18 protein-coding genes and 1 pseudogene are annotated in these 23136 nt (G+C 73.0%); 7 read left to right on the forward strand and 12 right to left on the reverse strand.

Annotated features, from left to right (window positions below):
- Positions 1-356 precede the first annotated feature (356 nt).
- From ACZ47G_RS29415 to ACZ47G_RS29435, 5 genes are all read left to right on the forward strand, one after another.
- Positions 357-1244 carry an FAD binding domain-containing protein gene (locus ACZ47G_RS29415; protein ID WP_465747757.1) on the forward strand — a complete coding sequence of 296 codons (888 nt, stop codon included), beginning with the start codon at positions 357-359 and terminating at the stop codon, positions 1242-1244.
- The gene (locus ACZ47G_RS29420) at positions 1241-1729 is read left to right on the forward strand and encodes a (2Fe-2S)-binding protein (protein ID WP_465747759.1); all 489 of its coding nucleotides are present in this window, start codon (positions 1241-1243) and stop codon (positions 1727-1729) included. The genes ACZ47G_RS29415 and ACZ47G_RS29420 overlap by 4 nt, the downstream gene beginning before the upstream one ends.
- A complete protein-coding gene (gene pucD / locus ACZ47G_RS29425) occupies positions 1726-4092 on the forward strand; it encodes a xanthine dehydrogenase subunit D (RefSeq protein WP_465747761.1) in 2367 nt (788 codons plus the stop codon). Before ACZ47G_RS29420 ends, pucD begins: the two co-directional genes overlap by 4 nt.
- Before the next feature lie 301 nt (positions 4093-4393).
- Entirely contained in the window at positions 4394-5878 is a 1485-nt protein-coding gene (locus ACZ47G_RS29430; RefSeq protein ID WP_465747763.1) for an NCS2 family permease, read from the forward strand.
- 103 nt (positions 5879-5981) lie between these two features.
- Positions 5982-7166: an XdhC family protein gene (locus ACZ47G_RS29435; RefSeq protein ID WP_465747765.1), complete on the forward strand. Its 1185-nt coding sequence runs from the start codon at positions 5982-5984 to the stop codon at positions 7164-7166.
- 17 nt (positions 7167-7183) lie between these two features.
- Here ACZ47G_RS29435 and ACZ47G_RS29440 read toward each other — a convergent pair whose 3' ends face one another.
- The 12 genes and pseudogenes from ACZ47G_RS29440 to ACZ47G_RS29495 all read right to left on the reverse strand — a co-directional run bounded on the left by ACZ47G_RS29440 (position 7184) and on the right by ACZ47G_RS29495 (position 22169).
- Positions 7184-7804, reverse strand: coding sequence for a LysE family translocator (locus ACZ47G_RS29440; protein WP_465747767.1), 621 nt, complete (start codon positions 7802-7804; stop codon positions 7184-7186).
- Positions 7805-7871: 67 nt separating this feature from the next.
- Positions 7872-9629 carry an SDR family oxidoreductase gene (locus ACZ47G_RS29445; RefSeq protein WP_465747769.1) on the reverse strand — a complete coding sequence of 586 codons (1758 nt, stop codon included), beginning with the start codon at positions 9627-9629 and terminating at the stop codon, positions 7872-7874.
- On the reverse strand, positions 9626-10675 hold the full coding sequence (locus ACZ47G_RS29450; RefSeq protein ID WP_465747771.1) for a M24 family metallopeptidase: 1050 nt from the start codon (positions 10673-10675) through the stop codon (positions 9626-9628). Before ACZ47G_RS29450 ends, ACZ47G_RS29445 begins: the two co-directional genes overlap by 4 nt.
- 13 nt (positions 10676-10688) lie before the next feature.
- Positions 10689-11813, reverse strand: a complete 1125-nt coding sequence (locus tag ACZ47G_RS29455; RefSeq protein ID WP_465747773.1) for a PDR/VanB family oxidoreductase — start codon at positions 11811-11813, stop codon at positions 10689-10691.
- Between the two features lie 151 nt (positions 11814-11964).
- Positions 11965-12882, reverse strand: coding sequence for a metal-dependent hydrolase (locus ACZ47G_RS29460; RefSeq protein ID WP_465747775.1), 918 nt, complete (start codon positions 12880-12882; stop codon positions 11965-11967).
- A 209-nt stretch (positions 12883-13091) separates the two neighbouring features.
- Entirely contained in the window at positions 13092-13871 is a 780-nt protein-coding gene (locus ACZ47G_RS29465) for an IclR family transcriptional regulator (protein WP_465747777.1), read from the reverse strand.
- Positions 13872-14190: 319 nt separating this feature from the next.
- Complete coding sequence (locus ACZ47G_RS29470) at positions 14191-15651, reverse strand: catalase (RefSeq protein WP_465747779.1); 1461 nt, start codon at positions 15649-15651, stop codon at positions 14191-14193.
- A gap of 309 nt (positions 15652-15960) precedes the next feature.
- A pseudogene (gene alc / locus ACZ47G_RS29475) lies at positions 15961-17022 on the reverse strand (allantoicase); the annotation flags it as partial.
- A 45-nt stretch (positions 17023-17067) separates the two neighbouring features.
- Entirely contained in the window at positions 17068-18462 is a 1395-nt protein-coding gene (gene allB / locus ACZ47G_RS29480) for an allantoinase AllB (RefSeq protein ID WP_465747781.1), read from the reverse strand.
- A 213-nt stretch (positions 18463-18675) separates the two neighbouring features.
- Positions 18676-19818, reverse strand: coding sequence for a glycerate kinase (locus ACZ47G_RS29485; RefSeq protein ID WP_465747783.1), 1143 nt, complete (start codon positions 19816-19818; stop codon positions 18676-18678).
- Positions 19819-20347: 529 nt separating this feature from the next.
- Positions 20348-21241, reverse strand: a complete 894-nt coding sequence (locus tag ACZ47G_RS29490) for a 2-hydroxy-3-oxopropionate reductase (RefSeq protein WP_465747785.1) — start codon at positions 21239-21241, stop codon at positions 20348-20350.
- Between the two features lie 85 nt (positions 21242-21326).
- Positions 21327-22169: a TIM barrel protein gene (locus tag ACZ47G_RS29495; protein ID WP_465747787.1), complete on the reverse strand. Its 843-nt coding sequence runs from the start codon at positions 22167-22169 to the stop codon at positions 21327-21329.
- A 209-nt stretch (positions 22170-22378) separates the two neighbouring features.
- Here ACZ47G_RS29495 and ACZ47G_RS29500 point away from each other — a divergent pair, with 209 nt between their 5' ends.
- Together ACZ47G_RS29500 and ACZ47G_RS29505 are read left to right on the forward strand one after the other, a co-directional pair.
- On the forward strand, positions 22379-22633 hold the full coding sequence (locus ACZ47G_RS29500; protein WP_465747789.1) for a thiamine-binding protein: 255 nt from the start codon (positions 22379-22381) through the stop codon (positions 22631-22633).
- Positions 22630-23010 (forward strand): helix-turn-helix domain-containing protein, encoded by a 381-nt coding sequence (locus tag ACZ47G_RS29505; RefSeq protein ID WP_465747791.1) that lies wholly within the window; start codon positions 22630-22632, stop codon positions 23008-23010. The genes ACZ47G_RS29500 and ACZ47G_RS29505 overlap by 4 nt, the downstream gene beginning before the upstream one ends.
- The last annotated feature ends 126 nt before the right edge of the window (positions 23011-23136 follow it).

A 23136-nucleotide genomic window follows, 5' to 3' on the forward strand; every position in this document is an offset into this window, starting at 1 on the left:
GGTTCGAACGGGGGCGGGGGCGGGGCCGGGGGCCGGATCGAGGGGTGGGGGCGGCCGGACGCGCCGCCCGAGGGGTGACAGTGTGCCCGAACATCCGTGCTCGGTGTTACGCACCAAGGGGCGGCCGCGGCACGGGCCCATGGACCGTGCGTCACGGCCGGATTACGGTCGTAGGTGACACCCGGCGGAGACCTGGGCTGCGGGATTCTCCTGCTTAGAGGAACGTACAGGATGCCGGGCCGGCTCACAGCCGGGGCTTCATGCCATCGGTGACTGCCAGTGGCCCCGGTCACAGGAGTTCACTGGGCGACACGCCGCCGGACACCCGGTCGGCGAAGACTTGAGGAGAAACCCGCATGGAGTTCCTTCGGCCCGCCACCTGGGACGAGGCTCTCGCGGCGAAGGCTGAGTACCCGACCGCGCTGCCCATCGCGGGCGGCACGGACGTCATGGTCGAGCTGAACTTCGACGTGCACCGGCCATCCGCGATTCTCGACCTGAACCGCGTCACCGAGCTCACCGAATGGACGAACGACGGCAGCGTCGTCCGGCTCGGCGCCTCCGTCCCGTACGCCCGGATCATCGCGGAGCTGTCCGGGCCGCTGCCCGGGCTCTCCCTGGCCGCCCACACCGTCGGCTCGCCGCAGATCCGCAACCGCGGCGGCGTCGGCGGCAACCTCGGCGGCGCCTCCCCGGCCGGTGACGCGCACCCCGCGCTGCTGGCGGCCGGACGGGACGTGTTCGTCGAGGCGGCCTCGGTGCGCGGCACCCGGCTGATCCCGATCGACGAGTTCTACGTCGGGGTCAAGCGCAACAGCCTGGAGGCGGACGAGCTGATCCGGGCGGTGCACATCCCGGTCGCGGACGGCCCGCAGCAGTTCTCGAAGATCGGCACCCGCAACGCGATGGTGATCGCGGTGTGCGCGTTCGGCTTCGCCCTGCACCCCAAGAACGGAACCGTCGGCACCGGTATCGGTTCGGCCGCCCCCACGCCGCGCCGCGCCGTCGAGGCCGAGGAGTACCTCCAGGGCGTGCTCGCCGAGCGCGGGCTCTGGGAGTCCGGAGAACTGCTGGGCACCGAGGTGATCCAGCGTTTCGGCGAGCTGGTGAAGGCGGCCGCCTCCCCGATCGACGACGTCCGGGGCACCGCCGACTACCGGCGCCACTCCCTGGCCGTGATGGCCCGCCGCACCCTCACCTGGTGTTGGAACGACTACAGCAAGCAGATCAGGAGCGCGGCATGAGGGTCACGTTCACCGCCAACGGCAAGCCGGTCGAGGCCGACGACGTGTGGGAGGGCGAGAGCCTGCTCTACGTCCTGCGCGAGCGCGTCGGCCTGCCCGGTTCGAAGAACGCGTGCGAGCAGGGCGAGTGCGGCTCGTGCACCGTCTACCTGGACGGCGTGCCGGTCTGCTCCTGCCTGGTCGCGGCCGGACAGGTGCAGGACCGCGACGTGCGCACGGTCGAGGGCCTGGCCGACGAGGACGGCGAACTGGGCCTGGTCCAGCAGGCGTTCATCGACGCCGGGGCCGTCCAGTGCGGCTTCTGCACCCCCGGGCTGCTGGTGCAGACCGACGCCCTGCTGGAGAAGGACTCCCAGCCGAGCGACAACGACATCCGCGAGGCCCTGTCGGGCAACCTGTGCCGCTGCACCGGTTACGAGAAGATCATGGACGCGGTGCGGCTCGCCTCCGCCCGCAAGTGCTCCGGGGAGGCTGGTGCCAAGTGAGTACTCGGACGATCCAGGGCCAGAAGAACCTGCAGAACATCGACCAGGTCTCCAAGCACGGCATCGGCGGCTCGCCGCTGCGCCCGGACGGCAACCTGAAGGTCAAGGGCGAGTTCGCCTACTCCTCGGACATGTGGCACGAGGACATGCTCTGGGGCATGGCGCTGCGCTCGCCGCACCCCCGGGCCGACATCCTCAGCGTGGACATCTCCGAGGCGCTCAAGGTGCCCGGCGTCTACGCGGTGCTGACCCACGAGGACATCCCCGGCTCCAAGTACTACGGCCTGGAGATCCAGGACCAGCCGGCCCTGGCGATCGACAAGATCCGCTACCACGGCGAGGCGATCGCCCTGGTCGCCGCCGACCACCCGGAGACGGCCCGGCGCGCGGTGAAGAAGATCAAGGTCGAGTACCGGGTGCTCACCCCGATCGTCACCGAGGAGCAGTGCCTGGACCCGGAGACGTACGGGTACGTGCACGAGCCGCACGAGTACAAGTCGCACGCGTACGGCAACATCTGCCACGAGCAGAAGCTGGTCTCCGGCCTCGGCGTGACCGACGAGGTGCGGGCGATGGCGGACGTCATCGTCAGCGGCGACTACGAGGTCGGCATGCAGGATCAGGCCTTCCTCGGCCCCGAGTCCGGCCTGGCCGTGCCCGCCGAGGACGGCGGGATCGACCTCTACATCGCCACCCAGTGGCTGCACGTGGACCGCGAGCAGATGGCCCCGGTGCTGGACCTGCCCGAGGAGAAGGTCCGGCTCACCCTGGCCGGCGTCGGCGGCGCCTTCGGCGGCCGCGAGGACATCTCGATGCAGATCCACGCCTGTCTGCTGGCCCAGCACACCGGCAAGCCGGTCAAGATCGTCTACTCCCGGGACGAGTCCTTCTACGGCCACGTCCACCGCCACCCGGCGCGGATGCACTACGAGCACGGCGCCACCCGGGACGGCAAGCTGGTCTTCGCCGACTGCCGGATCGTGCTGGACGGCGGCGCCTACGCCTCCGCCTCCCCCGCCGTGGTCGGCAACGCGGCCTCGCTCGGGCACGGCCCGTACGTGATCCCGAACGTGAAGATGCACGCCATCGCGCTCTACAGCAACAACCCGTCCTGCGGGGCGATGCGCGGCTTCGGGGCCGTCCAGGCGGCGTTCGGCTACGAGACCCAGATGGACAAGCTGGCCGTCGAACTCGGCATGGACCCGGTCGAGTTGCGGCAGCTGAACGCGATGTCGGAGGGCGACTTCATGCCCACCGGCCAGCAGATCGACTCCCCCGCGCCGGTGGCCGAACTGCTGCAGCGGGCCAAGGACATGCCGCTGCCCCCGCCGCTGGACACCGAGCACCTGGACGTGCGCGCGCTGCCCGGCGCACTGTCCAACACCTCGCACGGCGAGGGCATCGTGCGCGGGGTCGGCTACTCGGTCGGCATCAAGAACGTCGGCTTCTCCGAGGGCTTCGACGACTACTCCACCGCCCGGGTGCGGCTGGAGGTGATCGGCGGCGAGCCCGTCGCCATGGTGCACACCGCGATGGCCGAGGTCGGCCAGGGCGGCGTCACCGTGCACGCCCAGATCGCCCGCACCGAGCTGGGCGTCGAGCAGGTCACCATCCACCCGGCCAACACCGAGGTGGGGTCGGCCGGTTCGACCTCCGCCTCACGCCAGACGTACATGACCGGCGGCGCCGTGAAGCTGGCCGCCGAGGCCGTCCGGCGGGAGCTGATCGCCAAGGGCCGGCAGCGCTACGGCTGGACCCACGACGACATCGTCCTGACCGGCGGCAAGGTCGTCTCGGAGAGCGCCGGGGTGCTCGTCCCCATGGTGGACCTGCTCGGCGACGAGGCGATCGACCTCACCCGCGAGCACCACCACCGGCCCACCCAGGCCTTCGACAAGGAGACCGGCCAGGGCTTCGGCCACGTCCAGTACACCTTCTGCGCCAACCGCGCGGTGGTGGACGTGGACGTCGAGCTGGGCCTGGTCAAGGTGGTCGAGCTCACCGCCGTCCAAGACGTCGGCAAGGCGCTCAACCCGCTCTCCGTGGTCGGCCAGATCCAGGGCGGCTGCACCCAGGCGCTCGGGCTGGCGGTGATGGAGGAGATCATCGTCCGGGACGGCAAGGTGCGCAACGCCTCCTTCACCGACTACCTGATCCCCACCATCCTGGACACCCCGCCGATCCCGGTGGACGTCCTCGAACTGCCCGACCCGCACGCCCCGTACGGACTGCGCGGCGTCGGCGAGGCGCCGACCGTGTCGGCGACCCCCTCGATCGTGGCGGCGATCCGCAACGCCACCGGTCTGGCGCTCAACCGGATCCCGGTCCGGCCGGAGCACCTGACCACCGAACAGCCCGGCTGACCCCGGGAGTCAGACCTCCGGGGCGGCGCCGAGTCTTCCCCGCCGCCCCGGAGCAACCCGCTGCCCTCGCCCACGCCGGGGTTCCGCAGTGGTGCGCACCACCCGCACCTGCGCTGTACCTGCATCTGTACCTGTACCTGTACCTGCACCTGTACCTGTACCTGTACCTGTACCTGCACCACGGACGCTCCCCCCACCCGAGCGCCCCAGTGAGTCGATACCGTCCCCCTCTGCCAACCTCGTTGACTGGCAATCAGGTCGGCTCGCCCACCCCAACCCCCTTTGACACTTGGGAGTGGACATGACCAGGATCCCCACGGAGCCCGGCACCACCGAAGCAGACAGATCCGCCGAGGACGAGACCCACCCCTCGCCCCCGGCACCAGGGCCGAAGGGCGCGCTCGACGCGTACTTCAAGATCTCGGCCCGCGGCTCGACCCTCGCCAACGAACTACGCGGTGGCCTCACCACCTTCATGGCGATGGCGTACATCATCCTGCTCAACCCGCTGATCCTCAGCGGCGCGGACGTCACCGGCGTCAAGCTCGACCACGCCGCGCTGACCACCGCCACCGCCCTCGCGGCCGCCGTCACCACCATCCTGATGGGCGTGGTCGGCAACGTGCCGCTGGCCCTGGCCGCGGGGCTCTCGGTCTCCGGCGCGGTCTCCGCGCTCGTCGTGCCGCACACCACCTGGCCGCAGGCCATGGGCCTGTGCGTGATCTACGGCCTGCTGATCGTGCTGCTGGTGGTCTCCGGACTGCGCGAGAAGATCATGAACGGCATCCCGCTGCCGCTCAAGCACGCGATCACCATCGGCATCGGCCTGTTCGTCACGATCATCGGCCTCTACAAGGCCGGCTTCGTCCACACCGGCGGCCCCACCCCGCTGTCCCTCGGCCCGTTCGGCGAACTCTCCGGCTGGCCGGTCCTGATCTTCTGCCTCACCCTGCTCACGATCTTCGTGCTGATGGCGCGCGGCGTGCGCGGCGCGATCCTGATCGGCATCGCCGGCGGCACCGTGGTCGCCATCGTCGTCAACAAGCTGGCCGACGTACCGGCCAAGGCCTGGGCGAACTCCGTCCCGGTCTGGCCCGGCAGCCCGGTCGCCGCCCCCGACTTCAGCCTCTTCGGCCACGTCGACCTGTTCGGCGCCTTCGGCGGCAAGGGCCTGGGCGCGATCAGCGCCTCCGTCGCGGTGTTCACCCTGGTGCTGGCCGGCTTCTTCGACGCGATGGCCACCATCATCGGTGTCGGCACCGAGGCCGGACTCGCCGACAAGCAGGGCCGGATGCCCGGCCTGTCCAAGGCGCTGTTCATCGACGGCGCCGGCGGCGCGGTCGGCGGCCTGGCGGGCGCCTCCGGGCAGACCGTCTTCGTCGAGTCCGCCACCGGCGTCGGCGACGGCGCCCGCACCGGCCTCGCCTCCGCCGTCACCGGCGGGCTCTTCGCCCTGATGCTGTTCTTCTCGCCGCTGGCCGGCATCGTGCCGGTCGAGGTCGCCTCCGCCGCCCTGGTGGTGATCGGCTCGATGATGATGAGCCAGGCCCGGCACATCGACTGGTCCGACCGCGAGGTCGCCATCCCGGCCTTCCTGACCTGCGTGCTGATGCCGTTCACCTACAGCATCACCGCGGGCGTCGCCGCCGGCGTCATCTCGTACACGGTGATCAAGGCCGGCCAGGGCAAGTGGCGCGAGCCCGGGGTGCTGATGTGGATCCTCACCGCCGTGTTCGTCGTGTACTTCGCGCTCAGCCCGATCAAGTCCTGGCTCGGCGTGCACTGAGCACCGTGCCCCCGGTCCTTTGATCACAACCGCCGCCGTACGGGATCGTTTCCCGTACGGCGGCGTCCCCCGCTACTGTCGAATCGGGTAAGGAGCCTCCGACATGCAGGACATCGCCGAGCAGTTGCAGGCCTGGCACGCGTCCGGGCGGTCCTTCGCCGTGGCCACCGTCGTCGGCGTCTCCGGCAGCGCCCCGCGCGACCCGGGAGCCGCGCTGGCCGTCGACGCGGCCGGGGAGGCCGTCGGCAGCGTCTCCGGCGGGTGCGTCGAGGGAGCGGTGTACGAGCTCTGCCAGGCCGCCCTGGACACCGGCGAACCCGTCCTGGAGCGATTCGGCTACAGCGACGAGGACGCCTTCGCCGTCGGACTGACCTGCGGCGGGATCCTCGACGTCTTCGTCCAGCCGGTCGTGCCCGGGGCCGACCCCGGGATGGACGCCGGCCTCGCCCACATCGCCGACGGGACACCCGTCGCCCTCGCCCGGGTGATCGAGGGCCCGGCCGCACTGCTCGGAGCCACCCTCGCCGTCACCGCCGACCAGCGGCAGGGGGCGCTCTCGGTCGGGCCGACCACCGTCGGCGCGCTCGAACGCGCCCTGGTCGCGGAGGCCCGGGCCATGCTCGACGCCGGCCGCACCGGGCGGATCGTACTCGGCCTGGACGGACGGCCCTGCGACGAAGAGGAACAGGGCACCGTCACCTGCTTCGTCGAGTCCTACGTGCCCGCGCCCCGGATGCTGGTCTTCGGCGCGATCGACTTCGCCGCCGCCGTGGTGCGGATCGGCAAGTTCCTCGGCTACCACGTCACCGTCTGCGACGCCCGGCCCGTCTTCGCCACCGCCCGGCGCTTCCCCGAGGCCGACGAGGTCGTGGTCGACTGGCCGCACCGCTACCTGGACTCCCAGCTCGGCCGGATCGACGGCCGCACCGTGCTGTGCGTGCTCACCCACGACGCCAAGTTCGACGTCCCGCTGCTCGAACGCGCCCTGCGGCTGCCGGTCGGCTACGTCGGCGCGATGGGCTCCCGGCGCACCCACCGCGACCGGCAGGCCAAACTGCGCGAGGCGGGGCTCACCGACACCGAACTCTCCCGGCTGCGTTCCCCGATCGGCCTCGACCTCGGCTCCCGCACCCCCGAGGAGACGGCCGTCTCCGTCGCCGCCGAGATCATCGCCCACCGGCGCGGCGGCAGTTGCCTGCCGCTGAGCGCCGGGGACGGGCCGATCCACCACGACACCGCGGCGGCCTCCGAGGAACCGGCGCCCACCCGACGGACCCACGCCGCCTGAGGACCGGGTCGGCTCGTTCAGTCGGCCAGCGCCAGCTTCAGGCCGAAACCCACCACCACCGCACCGGTCACCCGGTCCATCAGGCGCCGGGCTGCCGGGCGGCGCAGCCAGCCGCGCAGCACCCGGGCGAAGCCGACCAGGACGGTCGACCAGAGCAGGCCCTCCACCACGTGCACGCAGGTCAGCGCCACCCCGGCGGCGAAGTGCGGGGCCCCGGCCGGGATGAACTGCGGCAGCACCGCCACGTAGAAGACCCCGACCTTGGGGTTCAGCAGATTGGTCAGCGTCCCGCGCCGCCAGCCGTGGACGAACCCGCCCTCGACCGGCTCCTCCTCGGCCGCGGCCTCGACCCCGCGCTTGCGCAGCATCCCGACGCCCATCCACACCAGATAGACCGCGCCGGCCCAGCGCAGCACCTCGTACGCCACCTGCGAGGCGGTCAGCAGCGCCGTCACCCCCGCCGAGGTCAGCGCACCCCAGATCAGCGTGCCGGTCTGGATCCCCAGCACCACTCCCCAGGCCTGCCGCCGCCGCCCCAGCGCGGACGTCCGCAGGATCAGCGCGGTGTCGAGTCCGGGCGTGAGCGTGAGCAGCCCGACGACGAGGGCGAAGGACCACAGAGCGGTTGTCATCTCCATGGGCCTCGATGCTCTCACAGCCCCGGCGAGGTGCCGCGGGCCGCCCGGACGCTGCGGCAACCGTGGCTCAGGTGATGTTGAGGCGGGCGGCGAGGCGGAGGAGGCCGGGGCTGAGGCGGGAGAGGAAACGGGCGACCTTGGCCTCGGGGGTGACCGGGACGACGGGCTTGCCGGTGCGGACGGCGGTGACGATCGCGGTGGCGACCTTCTCCGGCGGGAAGCCGCGGCGGGCGTAGAGCTTGGCGGCGCGGGCCTGCTTGGCGGACTGCTCGGCGGCGGTGGTGGCGGAGAAGGTGGAGGTGCGGGTGATGTTGGTGTTGACGATGCCCGGGCAGATGGTGGAGACGCCGATGCCGTGGCCGACGAACTCGGCGCGCAGGCAGTCGGAGAGCATGAAGACGGCGGCCTTGCTGGTCGCGTAGGCGGTGAGCGCCTTGGCGGGCAGGTAGGCGGCGGCCGAGGAGATGTTGACGATGTGGCCGCCCTGGCCGCGGTCGGCCATCAGGGTGCCGAAGGCGCGGCAGCCGTGGATCACGCCCCAGAGGTTGACGTCCAGGACGCGCTGCCACTCCTTCTCGGTGGTCTGCAGGAACGTCCCGGAGTGGCCGATGCCGGCGTTGTTGACCAGCACGTCGGGCACGCCGTGCTCGGCGGCGACGCTCTGGGCGAAGGCGTCCATCCCGGCGCCGTCGGAGACGTCCACCCGGTAGGCGTGTGCTCGCGGGCCGATCAGCGAGGCGAGTTCGGCGGTGCGCTCGGCGGCCGCGAGGTCGAGGTCGCAGACCACCACCCGGGCGCCGTCCTCGGCGAAGGCCAGGGCGGTGGCCCGGCCGATGCCGCTGCCGCCGCCGGTGACGACCACCAACCGGCCGTCGCCGTCGGCCGGTTGGGCCGGCCCGCCGGTTTCGATGCGGGCGGTTTCGATGCGGGCGGTGAACTCGCGGACCAGGCCGGCCACGGTGGCTCCCTTCTCCAGCAGCGCCGACCAGTGGCCGGCGTGCAGTGTGCGGCGGGTCAGGTGGGGCACCCAGCGCTCCAGGCCCTCGGAGAGGTATGTGCCGACGTAGCGGTCCCTGGTCAGGGTGACCAGCTGGACCGGGACCTCGGTCGGCCGCTCGCGCGGACTGCCCATCGTGGGGCGGAAGTTGGCCCGGTACAGCTCGATGCCGCGGACCGCGTCACGGCGCAGGGTGGGCTGGGGGTGGCCGGCCCGCGGGGTGACCTGCTCCAGATCGCGCAGCACCCGCGGCCAGGCCCGGGCCAGGCCCAGGCGCCACACCGCGGGGGCGAGGAAGGGCAGGTGGAAGGCGGTGATGTACCAGGAGTGGAGGCCCTGGTGGAGCAGCTGCCGGAGGTGGCGCGGGGTGGGGCGGCGCAGCCGGTGGCGCAGCCAGTGACCCATGTGGTCCAGGCTGGGGCCGGACAGCGTGGTGTAGGAGGCGATCCGGTGCTCGGCGCCGGGGGCGGTGACGGCCTCCCAGGACTGGATCGAGCCCCAGTCGTGGGCCACCAGGTGCACCGGGCGGTCCGGGCTGACGGCGTCGGCGACCGCGAACAGGTCGTCGGCCAGGCGCTCCAGGCGGTAGTCCTCGCGGCGGGCCGGGGCGGCCGACTCGCCGGCACCGCGCACGTCGTAGCGGACCACGTGGTGGTCGCGGGCGAGGTCGGCGGCGATGTCGTCCCAGACGACGTGGGTGTCCGGGTAGCCGTGCACCAGGAGGACGGTGGGGGCCTCCGGGTCGCCCTGCTCGAAGACGGCCAGCGGCAGGCCGCCGGAGTGGACGGTCCGGCGGCGGACGGCCGTGGACGGACGGGGGGTCGTCATCGGGTGGCCTCCAGGGCGGTCGGCTCGTCGGTCGGGTCGGCGGCGCGGGTCGGGTCGGCGGCGGTCGGGTGGTCGGCGCGGGTCGGGTCGGCGGCGCGGGTCGGGTCGGCGGCGGTCGGGTGGTCGGCGCGGGTCGGGTCGGCGACGGTCGGGTGGTCGGCGCGGGTCGGGTCGGCGACGGTCGGCTCGATGGTGGCCGAATCGTCGGCGGTGGTCCAGCGGCGGACGTGCGGGAGGTCGTCGTCGAGCCAGTGGGCGTCGTCCTCGGTGACCACCAGCAGTTCCTCGAACTTGATGCCCACGCCGCGGAAGCCGATGTGAGGTTCGACCGCCCACAGCCCCGGGGTGGGCGCGTGCCGGGACGACCGGCCGTCCGCCCACAGCGGCGAACGGCCGTGCAGCCGCTCGGAGATGAGCTCGCGGCCGAGGGTCTGCAGGGTGCGCACGCCGAAGCCGAAGACGTTCACCCCGGCCGGGCCGCGCACGGTGGTCCGGGTGACCTGGTGGCCGATCACCCGGCCCGGGTAGACCTGGTGCCGGTTGTCGTAGCCGTGCGCGGCGATCTGCGCGTCCACCGCCGCGTACACCTCGTTCAGCGGCTTGCGGGCGCGCACCTCGGCGAGGATCAGCTCGCGGTAGACCTTCAGGTCGGCGGACAGCCGGTCCCAGACCCGGTTCTCGCCGACCTTGCCGCCGTAGCCGATGTCGGCGGTGTAGCCGTCCACGATCGGCGCGCAGTCCAGCACGTACGGCATGCCCTCCTCCAGGCGGCGGTTGCCGGCGAAGAACTGCAACGGGGTGTGGAAGTGCCGGAAGGCCGTGCGGTCGCCGAACCAGGCGAACGGGACGTGGAAGAAGTCCTGCACCCCGGCGGCCACCAGGCGGCGGCGCAGCTCGGCGGTGGCCTGTCGCTCGGTGACGCCCGGTTCGATCCAGGCGGCGACCTGTTCGGCGCAGTGGTAAGCGAGTTGTTGGGTCTCGCGGAAGCGGGCGAGGTCGCGCTCGGTGTAGGGGAAAGCCGGCATCATGGTCGCCGTCGGGGGCATCGGGGGGCTCCTTCTAGACGTCGAGCACGAGGGTCTCACCCTCGGCGGCGCGGGAGACGCAGGGCAGCAGGGCGCCCGCGGCGCGCTGCTCGGGCGTGAGGCGGCGGTCCCGGTGCTCGGGGGTGCCGGCCAGCAGGCGGACCTCGCAGGTGCCGCAGAATCCCTGGTGGCAGGAGTACGGGAGGTCCGGGCGGGCCTCGCGCAGCACGTCCAGGGCGGAGCGGTCGGCGGGGACGTCCAGGGTCGGGCCGTCGGTGCCGAGCCGGACGGCGAAGGGCGCGCCGCCGGTGATCGGGGCGGCGCCGAAGCGCTCGAAGTGCAGGGCGGGGGCCGGACCCCCGGCCCCCACCGAGCCGCCGACCCCCACCGAACCGCCGTCCAGCGCCCGCTGTACGGCGGCGAGCATCGGGGCCGGGCCGCAGCAGTAGACGGCGGCGCCACGCGGGGCGTGGGCGAGCAGTTCGGCGCCGGTGGGGACGCCGCCGTGCTCGTCGTCGGTGCGCAGCACGACGCGGTGCGGGGCGAGGGCGCGCAGCTCATCCGTGTACGGGAGGGTGTCGGCGCTGCGTCCGACGTGCACCAACGTCCAGTCGAGGCCGTGCCGTTGGGCCTCGCGGGCCATCGGGAGGAGCGGGGTGACGCCGATGCCGCCGGCGAGCAGGAGGACGGCGGGCTCGGCACAGAAGGCGAAGCCGTTGCGCGGGCGGCGGGCGGTGAGGCGGGCGCCCGGGTGCAGGGTGTCGTGCACCTCGACCGATCCGCCGCCGCCCTCGGGCAGCCGCCGGACGGCGATCCGGTAGCGGTGGCGGTCGGCGGGGTCGCCGCTGAGCGAGTAGTGGCGTTCGCGGCCGGAGGGCAGGGCGAGCCGCAGGTGGGCGCCGGGCTGCCAGGGCGGCAGCGGGCTGCCGGAGGGGTCGGCGAGGCTCAGCTCGACCACGTCGACGGCGAGTCGGCGGCGCTCGGCGACCACCAGTTGCAGCGGCGGGGTGGGGCGGCTGAGCGCGCGGCGGGGGTTGCGGCGCAGCAGGGGGCTGCCCAGGGCCGGGGTGTAGCGGTCGCCGAAGGCGGTGAGCCGGCGCATGAAGGTGTCGGCGCGGGGGCGGCCGTAGAGGTCGGGGGGTGGGGTGAGCAGGTCCATCCGGGCGGGTCCTTGGCGGTGGGAGGGGCGGGGCGGGCGCGGGCGGGCGGCGGGCCGGCGGCTGACAGATTTCAGATTTCAGATTTCAGATTTCAGCGAACAGATGATGTTTGCTGTTCGTTGAAACCTGTCACTCGTCAGCCGTCCGCAGTCACCCGCGCCCGGCGGCGGCGCGGGCGGCCGGCGAGGTGGCGAGGTAGCCCAGCGCCTGGCTGGAGGAGCCCTCCTGGGTCGGGTGGTAGCCCGGCCGCAGATAGCGCAGCCCGGAGCGGATGGAGCGGACCGGGTCCGGCAGCAGTCCGCGCTTGGCGATCCGGCCGGCCTCCCGCCAGGTGGGCCTGAGCCGCCCCTCCAGGGTCGGGTCGGCGGCGAGCAGGAAGCGGGCGCCGCGCACCCAGAGGTGCACCAGCAGCGGCCCGGAGATCGCCATCCCGCGGACCCGGCGCAGGTAGCCCGGGTCCAGGTGGACCATCAGGTCGAAGGCGACGCTGCGGTGCTCGACCTCCTCGGCACCGTGCCAGCGCAGCAGGTCCAGCATCGTCGGGTCGGCCTTGGCCCGGTCCAGGCCCGGGGAGTTGAGCGCCCAGTTGCCGAGGAAGGCGGTGAAGTGCTCGATCGCCGCGACGAAGGCGACCCGTTCGATGACGTTCTCCCGCCGCTGCGCCGGCGTCAGGCCCGGCTTGTCGCCGAGGACGCGCTGGAACAGCCAGGAGATCTGCCGGACGTACGGACGCGGGTCGAGCCCCTGGCCGAGCAGGTGGTCGAGCACCTCCTGGTGGGCCTCGGCATGGATGGCCTCCTGCCCGATGAAGCCGAGCACCTCCTCGCGCAGCTGCTCGTCCCGGATGAGCGGCAGCGCCTCCTTGAACACCTTGACGAACCAGCGCTCACCCTCGGGCAGCAGCAGGTGCAGCACGTTGATCACGTGGGTGGCCATCGGCTCGTCCGGGATCCAGTGCAGCGGCAGCCGGGCCCAGTCGAAGCGGACGTCCCGGGGCTCCAGGACGAGGCTCTCGTGCACCCGCGCGGCGGGGGCGGCGACGGCGGGGACGGGGGTGGAGCGGGGCATGGCAGGCCCTCCTGACCTGGGGGCGGCGGCTCGACTCTGCGAAACGTACTCGCCGGTAGCGGTGGGGACAAGGGGTTCGACGACTCTTATCGACATCGAGTCTAATAAGTGATGTGCACCGCGAGGCAGCCCCGGAAACCCTCCCGTGGAAAGCACGCGGGCCCCGTCGGACGGAGTGTCCGACGGGGCCCGAGGGGGGCGGGCGGCGCTCAGACCGCCATCGCCAGCATCAGCGGCGCCGCCCGCGCCGCCAGCAGTTCGGCGGCGGCCTTCAGCTTGTGGATGTTGTCCACCGGCATCGAGGTGGCCAGACAGCCGACCGTGCTGCCCGCCGTGACCGGGACGGCCGCGCAGACCGTGCCCAGCGCGTACTCCTGGATGTCCAGCACCGGCACCGTGGCCGGCTGGCGCTCCAGCCGGTGCATCAGCTGGTCGGCGTCGGTGACCGTACGGGAGGTGAGCCGGGCGACCGGGTGCCGGGAGAGGTGGTCGCGCCGGCCGTCCGCGTCCAGTTGGCCGAGCAGGCACTTGCCGATCGCACTGGCGTGCGCGGTGGCCCGGAAGTCCACCCACTCCTGCACGGCGGGCGCGTAGTCGGCGGCCGAGACCGCCTCGACCGACAACTCCCCGTCGTGGTACCGGGTGAAGTACACCGCGGCGCCCAACTCGTCCCGGAGTTCGGCGAGTTTGCGGTTCAGCCGAGCCTTGACGAGCTGCTCCCGGTTGTGCTGCCCGAGCAGGGCGAAGGTGCCGCCGAGCACCCAACCGCCGTCCTGGCACTGGAGGTAGCCCTCGATCTCGAGGATCTCCGCGAGCCGGCGGACGGTCGGCAGGCCCAGTGAGGTCTCCCGCGCGAGGCCGACCAGGGTGGCGCCGTCGGGGTGCCGGTCGACGGCCTCCAGCAGTCTGAGGGCGTGCTGCAGGGAGGTGAACTGGCCCGTCGGGCCCTGGTCCAGCGCGGCGTGACGACCCGGGGCTGGTGTCGACATGTCGTCCCCTTCCGATGTCCCCCCACGGAGCGACCGCGGGCGTTCTCCAGCCTATCCACCCCCGGCCCCGGACGGCTGCTGTCCGTGAATATCCGTGAACATTCCGTGGAGCAACGGCCGGTCGGCTGGCGGAGTTTCCGCGCCGCGTCCGTCCACGCGACGCCCGACGGGCCCCTCCCCCACTGCCCAGGGGGGAGAGGCCCGTCGTGGAACCGCCGGGGTGCGGGCCCCGGCGGTTCCGAGGGTGCGGAGAGTGCGCGGGGTACCGAGAGGGCGCGGAGAGTGCGCGGAGGTGCGGACGGAGCCGGTCCGCGGCGGGTCAGCCCTCGTCGCCCGCGCGGAGCTTGGTGACGGCGGCCTCCAGCCGGGCGCCGTACTCCTCGTCGGCGGCGTGGAAGTGGGCGAGGTTCTTCTCCACCACGTCGTCCCGGGTGACCTGCGACAGGAAGCCCGCGAGGTTGTCGATCAGACGGGTCCGCTCGCCCTCCGACATCAGCCGGTAGAGCTCGCCGGCCTGGAAGAAGTCGTCGTCCTTGGTGTGGGTCGGCGTGGTGTAGGTGCCGGTGTAGCCGTCGACCTTGACCGGCGCGGCGAGCGCGCTGTCGCTCTGGGCCGGGCCGTCGTACGAGTTGGGCTCGTAGTTCTTGCCGCGGCCGGCGCTGTTGACGGCCATCTGGCCGTCCCGGCCGTAGTTGGCGGCCTCGGTGGCGCGCGGGGCGTTCACCGGCAGCAGGGTGTGGTTGACGCCGAGGCGGTAGCGCTGGGCGTCCGCGTAGGCGAACAGCCGGCCCTGGAGCATCTTGTCCGGGGAGGGACCGATGCCGGGCACGAAGTTGTTCGGCGAGAACGCGGACTGCTCGACCTCGGCGAAGACGTTCTCCGGGTTCCGGTTGAGCACCAGGCGGCCGACCTTGACCAGCGGGTAGTCGGCGTGCGGCCACACCTTGGTGAGGTCGAACGGGTTGAAGCGGTAGTCCGCGGCCTCGGCGACCGGCATCAGCTGGACGTAGAGGGTCCAGGACGGGAACACCCCGCGCTCGATGGCCTGGTGGAGGTCGCGCTGGTGCGAGTCGGCATCGGCGCCGACCACCTCGGCGGCCTGGCCGCCGTCCAGGCTGCGGATGCCCTGGTTGGTCTTGAAGTGGTACTTCACCCAGTAGGCCTCGCCCTCGGCGTTGACCCACTGGTAGGTGTGCGAGCCGTAGCCGTTCATGTGGCGGTACGAGGCGGGGATGCCGCGGTCGCCGAACAGCCAGGTGATCTGGTGGGTCGAGGCCGGCGAGTGGGCCCAGAAGTCCCAGACGTTGTCCGCCTCCTGCACGCCGGTGTACGGGTCGCGCTTCTGCGAGTGGATGAAGTCGGGGAACTTGATCGGGTCCTTGATGAAGAACACCGGGGTGTTGTTGCCGACGAGGTCGTAGTTGCCCTCCTCGGTGTAGAACTTCAGCGCGAAGCCGCGCGGGTCGCGCACCGCGTCGCTGGCGCCCAGGTTGCCGGCCACGGTGGAGAACCGCAGGAAGACCTCGGTGCGCTTGCCGACCTCGGACAGGAACGCCGCGCGGGTGTACTTCGACACCTCGTCGGTGACCTCGAAGTAGCCGTACGCGCCGGAGCCTCGGGCGTGCACGACGCGCTCCGGGATGCGCTCGCGGTTGAACCGGGCCAGCTTCTCCAGCAGGTGCTGGTCCTGGAGCAGCAGCGGGCCGTACTCGCCGGCCGAGGCCGAGTTCTGGTTGTCGGCGACCGGGGCGCCGGACTCCGTGGTCAGGATCTTGGACATGGAGGGTCCTTCAGGTGTCGATAAGGCTGTGCGTGAAGGCGATGAGTGAAGGCGGTACGTGGAGAGGTGGAGCGGGCACGCGAGCCCGCGCCGGGCTCAGACGCCCAGCAGGCGCCACAGCGCCGAGCGGCGGCGGGCGGAGTGCTCGCCGTCCGGGCCGTCGGCCGGGCGGAGGGCGGCGACCGCGGCGGTGGCCGCGGCCGGGTCCGCCAGCGGGCGGGCGGCGGCCAGGTCGGCGGCCTCCTCGGCGGTCAGGCCGGCGCCGGTGAGCGCGGCGGCGGCCTCGGCGGCCGGGACGGCGTTGAACCAGCGCAGCGCGAGGGCCGCGCGGCCGGCCTCGGTGAGGCGGCCGGTGAGCCGGAGGCGGGCCAGGCCGCCGTCCGGGTAGACGTTGATCCGCACGTGGGTCACCGGGCGGCCGGCGTCGAGCCGGAAGCGGTGCCGGGTGTCGGGCTGCAGCCGGGTGCGGGGCAGGAGTTCGAACCACTCGCCGTCGGCCGGCGGCTGCGGAGTCGCAGCCTGCCCGGTCGAGGCGTCGAAGCCGATCAGGTCGGCCCAGCCGGGGGCATTGGCGACGAAGTGGGTGGTGTCCACCTCGGCGGCCAGGACCTCACCGCCCCCGGCCAGGGCGATCTGCACCCAGTCGTTGGCCTTGTCGCGCCGACGCCGGGTCTCCCAGCCCTCGCCCATGACGGAGGCGCGACCGGGAGCGTTCAGGTTGTGCGGGGAGGAGAAGTAGCGGTCGGACGCCGCCTCGGCCACGCCGCCGTACTCCTGGGCGGCCAGGTCGAAGGTGAGGCCGTCCAGTTCGCGCGGGTCGGGCAGCACCTCGCCGTGCACCCGGAGCCGGGCGACGCCGCCGTCCGGGAAGATGCTCAGCCGTACGTGGGTGTAGCGGGCGTCGTCCTGGACGGGGAACTCGTGCGCGGTGTCGCCCCGGAGCGGGCTGCGCGGCACGATGACCGTCCACTCGGCGGCCTGCACCTCCTCGGGCGAGGGGTGCCCGGGCACGGAGGCGGCCTCGACGGTGGCGCTCTCCGGGTAGTTGCCGGTGAAGTGGGCGGTGTCGACGATCACGCCGTGGATCACGCCGCCGGCGCCGAGCCGCACGATCGCCCAGTCGTGGTCCTGGTCGGTGGGGTGCGGCTGCTCTGCGGAGACGCCGCGGCGGCGCTTGGACTCCCAGCCGTCCATGATCTGGCCCTTGTGGCCGAAGGTGTGCGGGCGGAACTCGGCGGGCTTGGCGACCAGCAGGTTCTCGGCGTCCGCGAAGGTGTCCTCGTTGGTGGCGACGACGCCCGCGCCGAGCCGTCGGGAGGCCAGGTCGACCAGCTCGGTGAAGGGAGCGCTCGGGGTGTCGGCAGTGGTCACTGGCTCTCCTCGGAAGAAGGTTTCGGTTCGGGAAGCGGTGTCGCCTCAGGAACCGTTGGCGGAAAGGAAGTTGTCGGGCCTGGAGCTGTCGGGCCGGGTGAGCTGCCGGCCGAACGGCTCGGCGCCGGTGTCCACCGCGCGGCCGCGCAGCCAGGTGGTGCGGACGGCTCCGCTCAAGGTCCGTCCGGCGTACGGGGTCACCGGGTTGCGGTGGTGCAACTCGCTTGCGTGAACGGCGAATTCGCCGTCCGGGTCGAAGGCGACCAGGTCCGCGTCGCAGCCCGCCGCGATGGCGCCCTTGGTGCCGGTGAGGCCGACCAGTTCGGCCGGTCCGGAGGACATCCAGCGCACCACGTCGGCCAGGGTGTGGCCGCGGCGGCGGGCCTCGGTCCAGATGGCGGGCAGGCCCAGTTGCAGCGAGGCGATGCCGCCCCAGGCCGCCGCGAAGTCGCCGCTGCCGCCGTACTCGGGCAGCAGCTTGAGGTCGGGGGTGGACGGCGAGTGGTCGGAGACGACGGCGGCGAACTCGCCGTTCGCCAGGGCCTCCCAGAGCGCGTCCCGGTTGGCCTCGTCCCGGATCGGCGGGCAGCACTTGAACGCGGTGTCGCCGTCCGGCACCTGCTCGGCGGCCAGGGTCAGGTAGTGCGGGCAGGTCTCGGCGGTCACCCGTACGCCGTCCTCGCGGGCCTGGCGCAGCAGCGGCAGCACGGCCGCCGAGGAGACGTGCAGGATGTGCACCCGGGTGCCGGTGTGCCGGGCGGTGTGGAGCAGGTGGGCGACCGCCGCGGTCTCCGCGCCGGCCGGCCGGGATGCGAGGAAGTCCCGGTAGTGGACGCCGGGTTGCTGCGGCGCGGCGGCCAGGACGGCCGGGTCCTCGGCGTGGATGATCGCCAGTGCGCCGATCCGGGCCTGCTCGGCCAGGGCGGCCTCCAGGTCGGCGGCCTCGACGTGCGGGAACTCGTCCACGCCGGACGGCGCGAGGAAGCTCTTGAAGCCGAACACGCCCGCCCGGTGCAGGGGTTCGAGGTCCGCGACGTTGCCCGGGACCGCCCCGCCCCAGAAGCCGAGGTCGACCCAGGCCTGGCCCTCGGCGGTCTTCCGCTTGACGTCCAGCCCCGCGACCGTGGTGGTGGGCGGGACGGAGTTGAGCGGCATGTCGATGATCGTGGTGACGCCGCCGGCCGCGGCGGCCCGGGTGGCGGTGGCGAAGCCCTCCCACTCGGTGCGGCCGGGCTCGTTGACGTGCACGTGGGTGTCGACCAGGCCGGGCAGCAGGGCGGTGTCGCCGAGGTCGACGAGTTCGCTGTCGCCGACCACCAGCGAGCCGTGGGCGGCGACCTGCTCGATCCTGCCGTCCCGGATCAGCACGTCCGCGGGGCGCTCGCCGTCGGGCAGCACCGCCCGGCGGGAGCGGATCACCGCTGGCTGGCTGAACGGCATGGGGACCTCCGAAACCTGGAACTGGGCGGGGACGGGGGGCACTCGCGGGTACCCGGGGTACGCGGGGACACACCGGACCACGCGGCCCGGGGAGGCGCTCGCGGATGGTCCGACTGATGGTCGAACGGGCGGTCGGAGTAGGCGGGATCCGAAGGATTGCCGGGAGCCTAGGCCCGCCTTCAACAAAACGTCAATGGAGGAACGTACGAGGGCTCAGCCCGGCAGCAGCGCCCCGGCCAACCGCTCCCCCGCCACCTCCGCCAGCTCGCCGGCCCTGGTCATGCTGTCCCCCGGCTGCTCGGCCAGGTCGGTGAGCGCGATCGCGGCGGTGAAGCCGGCGGCCCGCCACTCGGGCTCGGACAGCTCCAGCCGACCCGCCACAGCGGCCACCCGAACCCCCGCCCGGGCAGCCGCCGCGGCGACTCCGGCGGGGGCCTTGCCATGGAGCGTCTGAGCGTCCAGGCAGCCCTCACCGGTGACGACGAGGCGTGCCCCACGCACGGCCTCGTCGAAACCCAGCAGTTCGAGCAGCAGCTCGATACCGGGTCGCATGGTGGCGCCGAGCAGGGCGAGGGCGGCGAAGCCCACCCCGCCCGCGGCCCCGGCGCCGGGGGCCTCCCGCACGTCCCGCCCGGTCACCGCGGCGACCCGGTCGGCGAAGCGGGTCAGCCCCTGCTCCAGGACCACCAGGTCGTCCCCGTCGGCGCCCTTCTGCGGGCCGTAGACGGCGGTGGCGCCGCGCGGGCCGAGCAGCGGGTTGTCCACGTCGCAGGCGACCACGACCTCCACGCCGGTCAGCAGCTCGGCCAGCGGACCGGGGTCGATCCGCTCCAGCCGGCGCAACGCGGCGCCGCCGGGCGGCAGTTCGACGTCGTCGACGTCCCGCAGCCGGACCCCGAGGGCCTGCACCATGCCGGCCCCGCCGTCGGTGCAGGCGCTGCCGCCGAGGCCCAGCACGATCCGCTTGGCGCCCATCGACACCGCCCGGCCGATCAGCTGGCCGACGCCGTAGGAGCCGGCCGCGAGCGGAGCGGTCCGGCCGCCGGGCAGCCGGGCCAGCCCGGACGCCTGGGCCAGCTCGACCACGGCGGTGTCGCCGCGGACGGCGAGCGCGGCGTCCACCGGCAGGCCGGTCGGGCCGGCCACCTTGGCCGGGACCCGGGTGAAGCCGGCCGCGAGCGCCGCGGCCAGGGTGCCCTCGCCGCCGTCGGCGACGGGCAGTTCGCGGACCTCGGTGCCGGGCGCGGCGCGCCGGATGCCGGCGGCGATCCGGGCGGCGACCTCGGCGCCCTCCAGGCTGCCCTTGAACTTGTCCGGCGCTACGACCACATGGCCCTGGAGGGGGGTGGGGGGCATCGGTGGTCCTCACTTCCGTACGGGGGTCTGGCAGTGGTTCGACAAGCATGGGTCCGGTGACCCCGGGACCGCGACCCCCGCGCGGGTGCCGCGGCCGGGACCCGCGGAGGGCGGCACGGCCGTGCCCCGGAGGGCAGTGCGGCCGGGCGTGCGACCGGGCCCGAGGAGGGCGGCACGACCGTGGTCGGTGCGACCCCCTCCCCGCCGTTCCCCTCGTCCCGCTTCCGACGTACGAGGGGCTCCCCTCGGCGGGGAGGGGGCCAGGCGACGCGCATACGGCACGACCGAAGTGCCCCCAGGGAAGGGTGTGCGCGTCACCGGCTTGGGTCGACCGGCGGGCGGGCGGATGAGCCCCTACCCGCGCGCCGGTCGGGTCTGGCCTCCTGGTGGCGCGGGCACGACCGGATCAGGTACACGCCACCAGGAGGAGCTTTCGGGAGGTGTTGGGCCACCTCGGGTTACGCCATGTCGCGTTACGCCATGTCGTCACGCCACCTCGCGTTACGCCACGCCGTTACGCCACCTCGCGTTACGCCACGTCGCGGCCGGAGAGCCGCTCGACGCCGCGCAGCAGCGCCGAGTGGTCGAGCGAGCCGTCGCCGTTGGCCCGGGCGGAGGCGACCAGCTGGGCCACCACGGCGCCGACCGGCAGCGCGGCGCCCACGGCGCGGGCGGCGTCGGTGACGATGCCCATGTCCTTGTGGTGCAGGTCGATCCGGAAGCCGGGGGCGAACTCGCGGTTGAGCATGTTCGCCTTCTTGCGGTTGAGCACGGTGGAGCCGGCCAGGCCGCCGCCGAGCACGTCCAGCGCGGCGGCGAGGTCGACCCCGGCGTTCTCCAGGAACACCACGGCCTCGGCGAGCACCTGGATGTTGACCGCGACGATCAGCTGATTGGCGGCCTTGACGGTCTGGCCGGCGCCGTCCGGGCCGACGTGGACGACCGTGGTGCCCAGCGCGTCGAACAGCGGCTTGGCCTCGGCGAAGTCCGCCGCCTCGCCGCCGACCATGATCGACAGCACCGCCTCGATGGCGCCGGCCTCGCCACCGGAGACCGGGGCGTCCAGGGTGCGCACGCCCTTCTCCCGGGCGGCCTTGCCGACCTTGATGGAGGTCTGCGGGGTGATCGAGGACATGTCGATCACCAGGGTGCCCGGCTGGACGTTCTCCAGGACGCCGCCCTCGCCGAGGATGACCGCCTCGACGTGCGGGTCGGCCGGGACCATGGTGACGACGATCTCGGCGTCCTTCACCGCGTCGGCGATGCTGGCGGCGCCGTGGCCGCCGGCCGCGACCACGGTGTCGATCGAGGCCTGGGAGAGGTCGAAGCCGGTCACGTGGTGGCCGGCCTTGACCAGGTTGACGGCCATGGGCTTGCCCATGATGCCGAGGCCGACGAAGGCAATCTTGCGGGAGGCGCTCATCGCGTCGGGTTCCTTACGTGTGCGGGTGGGGAGGGGTGTGACGCCCGGCCGCGCCGGCGCCTGCCGGGCTGCCGCCGGACAGGCCCTAGCGGGCCGCGCGCAGCTCGCGCGGCAGCCAGTCGAAGCTGTCGGCGCTGACGCCGGTCGAGGGCCGGTACTCCAGGCCGATCGAGCCGGTGTAGCCGGCGGCGCTGAGCCGGGCGAACAGGTCCTCGAAGTCCAGCTCGCCGGTGCCGGGCTCGTTGCGGCCCGGGTTGTCGGCGATCTGCACGTGGCCGATCTTGTCGGCGTGGAGGTCGATGACGGCCGCCAGGTCCTCGCCGTTCTTGGCCAGGTGGTAGAGGTCGCAGAGGAACCGGGCGTTCCCCAGGCCGGTGGCGGCGTTGACCTTGTCGACCACCTCGACGGCCGCGGCCGCGGAGACCAGCGGGTAGTCCGGGGACTCGGCCTTGTTGAGGGCCTCGATCAGCAGGACGGCGCCGATCCCGTGCGCCGCCCGTGCGGCGAGCACCAGGTTCTCCAGCGCCAGCGCGTCCTGCTCGGCCGACTCGACGCCCTCGATCCGGTTGCCGTACAGCGCGTTGAGCGCGGTGGCACCGAGCGAGGCGGCGAGTTCCGCGGCGACCGGGACGTTGGCCCGGAAGCGGTCCCGCTCGGACGGGACCGAGACGGTGCCCCGGGCGCCCTGGCTGAGATCGTCGAGGAAGTTGAGGCCGGTGAGCCGGACCCCGGCGTCGCTGAACGCCTTGCGCAGCGCGTCGAGTTCGGCCCGACCCGGGCTGTGCTCGGTGCCGAACGGCCACCAGAGCTCGGCGGCCGTGAAGCCGGCCGCGGCGGCGGCCGCGGGGCGCTCCAGCAGCGGGAGTTCGCCGAACAGGATCGACAGGTTGACCGTGAAGCCGTGCTTGGCAGCCGCCGTCACGTCCATCACCTCTCACTCTCTCTTCCTTCATCCGCAACTTCCACGATCCGGAAGAGGGATTCTGTGTGGTGGAAGCATCTCCGGCCTGCCGAGCGGGTGTCAAGGCTGCCGCAACATTTTGTTGAAGTAGCCCGAAGGGGCCCGCCCACCAGGCCCGCGACTGTTCGATCGCCCAGCCCCTGCCACCGCCCACCCCCGCTCGATACAGTGAGCAGGTGCGATTGATGGTGGAGTTCACGACAGAACCGTTCGAATTGGACACGTTCCCCGAGCACGCCGCGGCGGCCCGCAAGGTCGTCGACGAGGCCGGCCTGGACGTGTCGGTCGGGCCCTTCGGGACCGGCGCCGAGGGCGAGGCCGAGCAGGTCCTCGCCGCGGTGACCCGACTGCTCCGGGAGACCCTGGAGGCCGGGGCGACCCGCATCTCCGTCCAGGTCAGCCTGCTGGGCGAGGAGGGCGGTACGCCGTGACCGAGCACGTGGAACACCCGCTCGCCGCTGCGGTCAAGCCGCTGCTGGACGCGGTCGGCGCGACGCCCGTCCCGCTGGACGAGGCGAAGGCCGAGGACGTCGTCCTGGAGTGGGAGGGCACCCCGGCCCTCGCCGTCCGGCTGCCGCACCTGAGCAGCGCGCTGGACCGGCTGCTGGCCGAGATGACCCGGCAGTTCGACGGCCGCCCGCTGGCCGAGCTGGACCGCTGGGAGAAGCAGCGGGTGGTCGCCCTCCTGGAGGAGCGCGGCGCGTTCACCGTCCGCCACGGCGTCGAGACGGTCGCCTCGGCCCTGGGCGTCAGCCGCTTCACCGTGTACAACTACCTGAACCGCCAGGACGGCTCCAAGCCGTCCTGAGCGCGGCCCGCGAGGAGCCGCCGAACGGGTGACCCCGCCGGTGCCGAGAAGTCTGGACCGGCCCACGGCGGGGCACACTTGGCGAATCGCACACGAAAGGGCCCCGCATCGCAGGCCGGTTCAAAA

The organism is Kitasatospora sp. NPDC030952 (assembly GCF_055571335.1).

Bases quoted from the DNA above. Each gene is read 5' to 3' on its own strand.
- ACZ47G_RS29470 (WP_465747779.1), bottom strand. From the start codon at position 15,651: ATGTCCAAGATCCTGACCACGGAGTCCGGCGCCCCGGTCGCCGACAAC.
- ACZ47G_RS29440 (WP_465747767.1), bottom strand. From the start codon at position 7,804: ATGGAGATGACAACCGCTCTGTGGTCCTTCGCCCTCGTCGTCGGGCTG.
- ACZ47G_RS29455 (WP_465747773.1), bottom strand. From the start codon at position 11,813: ATGGACCTGCTCACCCCACCCCCCGACCTCTACGGCCGCCCCCGCGCC.
- ACZ47G_RS29420 (WP_465747759.1), top strand. From the start codon at position 1,241: ATGAGGGTCACGTTCACCGCCAACGGCAAGCCGGTCGAGGCCGACGAC.
- allB (WP_465747781.1), bottom strand. From the start codon at position 18,462: ATGCCGTTCAGCCAGCCAGCGGTGATCCGCTCCCGCCGGGCGGTGCTG.
- ACZ47G_RS29430 (WP_465747763.1), top strand. From the start codon at position 4,394: ATGACCAGGATCCCCACGGAGCCCGGCACCACCGAAGCAGACAGATCC.
- ACZ47G_RS29465 (WP_465747777.1), bottom strand. From the start codon at position 13,871: ATGTCGACACCAGCCCCGGGTCGTCACGCCGCGCTGGACCAGGGCCCG.
- ACZ47G_RS29450 (WP_465747771.1), bottom strand. From the start codon at position 10,675: ATGCCCCCGACGGCGACCATGATGCCGGCTTTCCCCTACACCGAGCGC.
- ACZ47G_RS29495 (WP_465747787.1), bottom strand. From the start codon at position 22,169: ATGGACGTGACGGCGGCTGCCAAGCACGGCTTCACGGTCAACCTGTCG.
- ACZ47G_RS29415 (WP_465747757.1), top strand. From the start codon at position 357: ATGGAGTTCCTTCGGCCCGCCACCTGGGACGAGGCTCTCGCGGCGAAG.
- ACZ47G_RS29490 (WP_465747785.1), bottom strand. From the start codon at position 21,241: ATGAGCGCCTCCCGCAAGATTGCCTTCGTCGGCCTCGGCATCATGGGC.
- ACZ47G_RS29460 (WP_465747775.1), bottom strand. From the start codon at position 12,882: ATGCCCCGCTCCACCCCCGTCCCCGCCGTCGCCGCCCCCGCCGCGCGG.
- ACZ47G_RS29435 (WP_465747765.1), top strand. From the start codon at position 5,982: ATGCAGGACATCGCCGAGCAGTTGCAGGCCTGGCACGCGTCCGGGCGG.
- ACZ47G_RS29445 (WP_465747769.1), bottom strand. From the start codon at position 9,629: ATGACGACCCCCCGTCCGTCCACGGCCGTCCGCCGCCGGACCGTCCAC.
- ACZ47G_RS29485 (WP_465747783.1), bottom strand. From the start codon at position 19,818: ATGCCCCCCACCCCCCTCCAGGGCCATGTGGTCGTAGCGCCGGACAAG.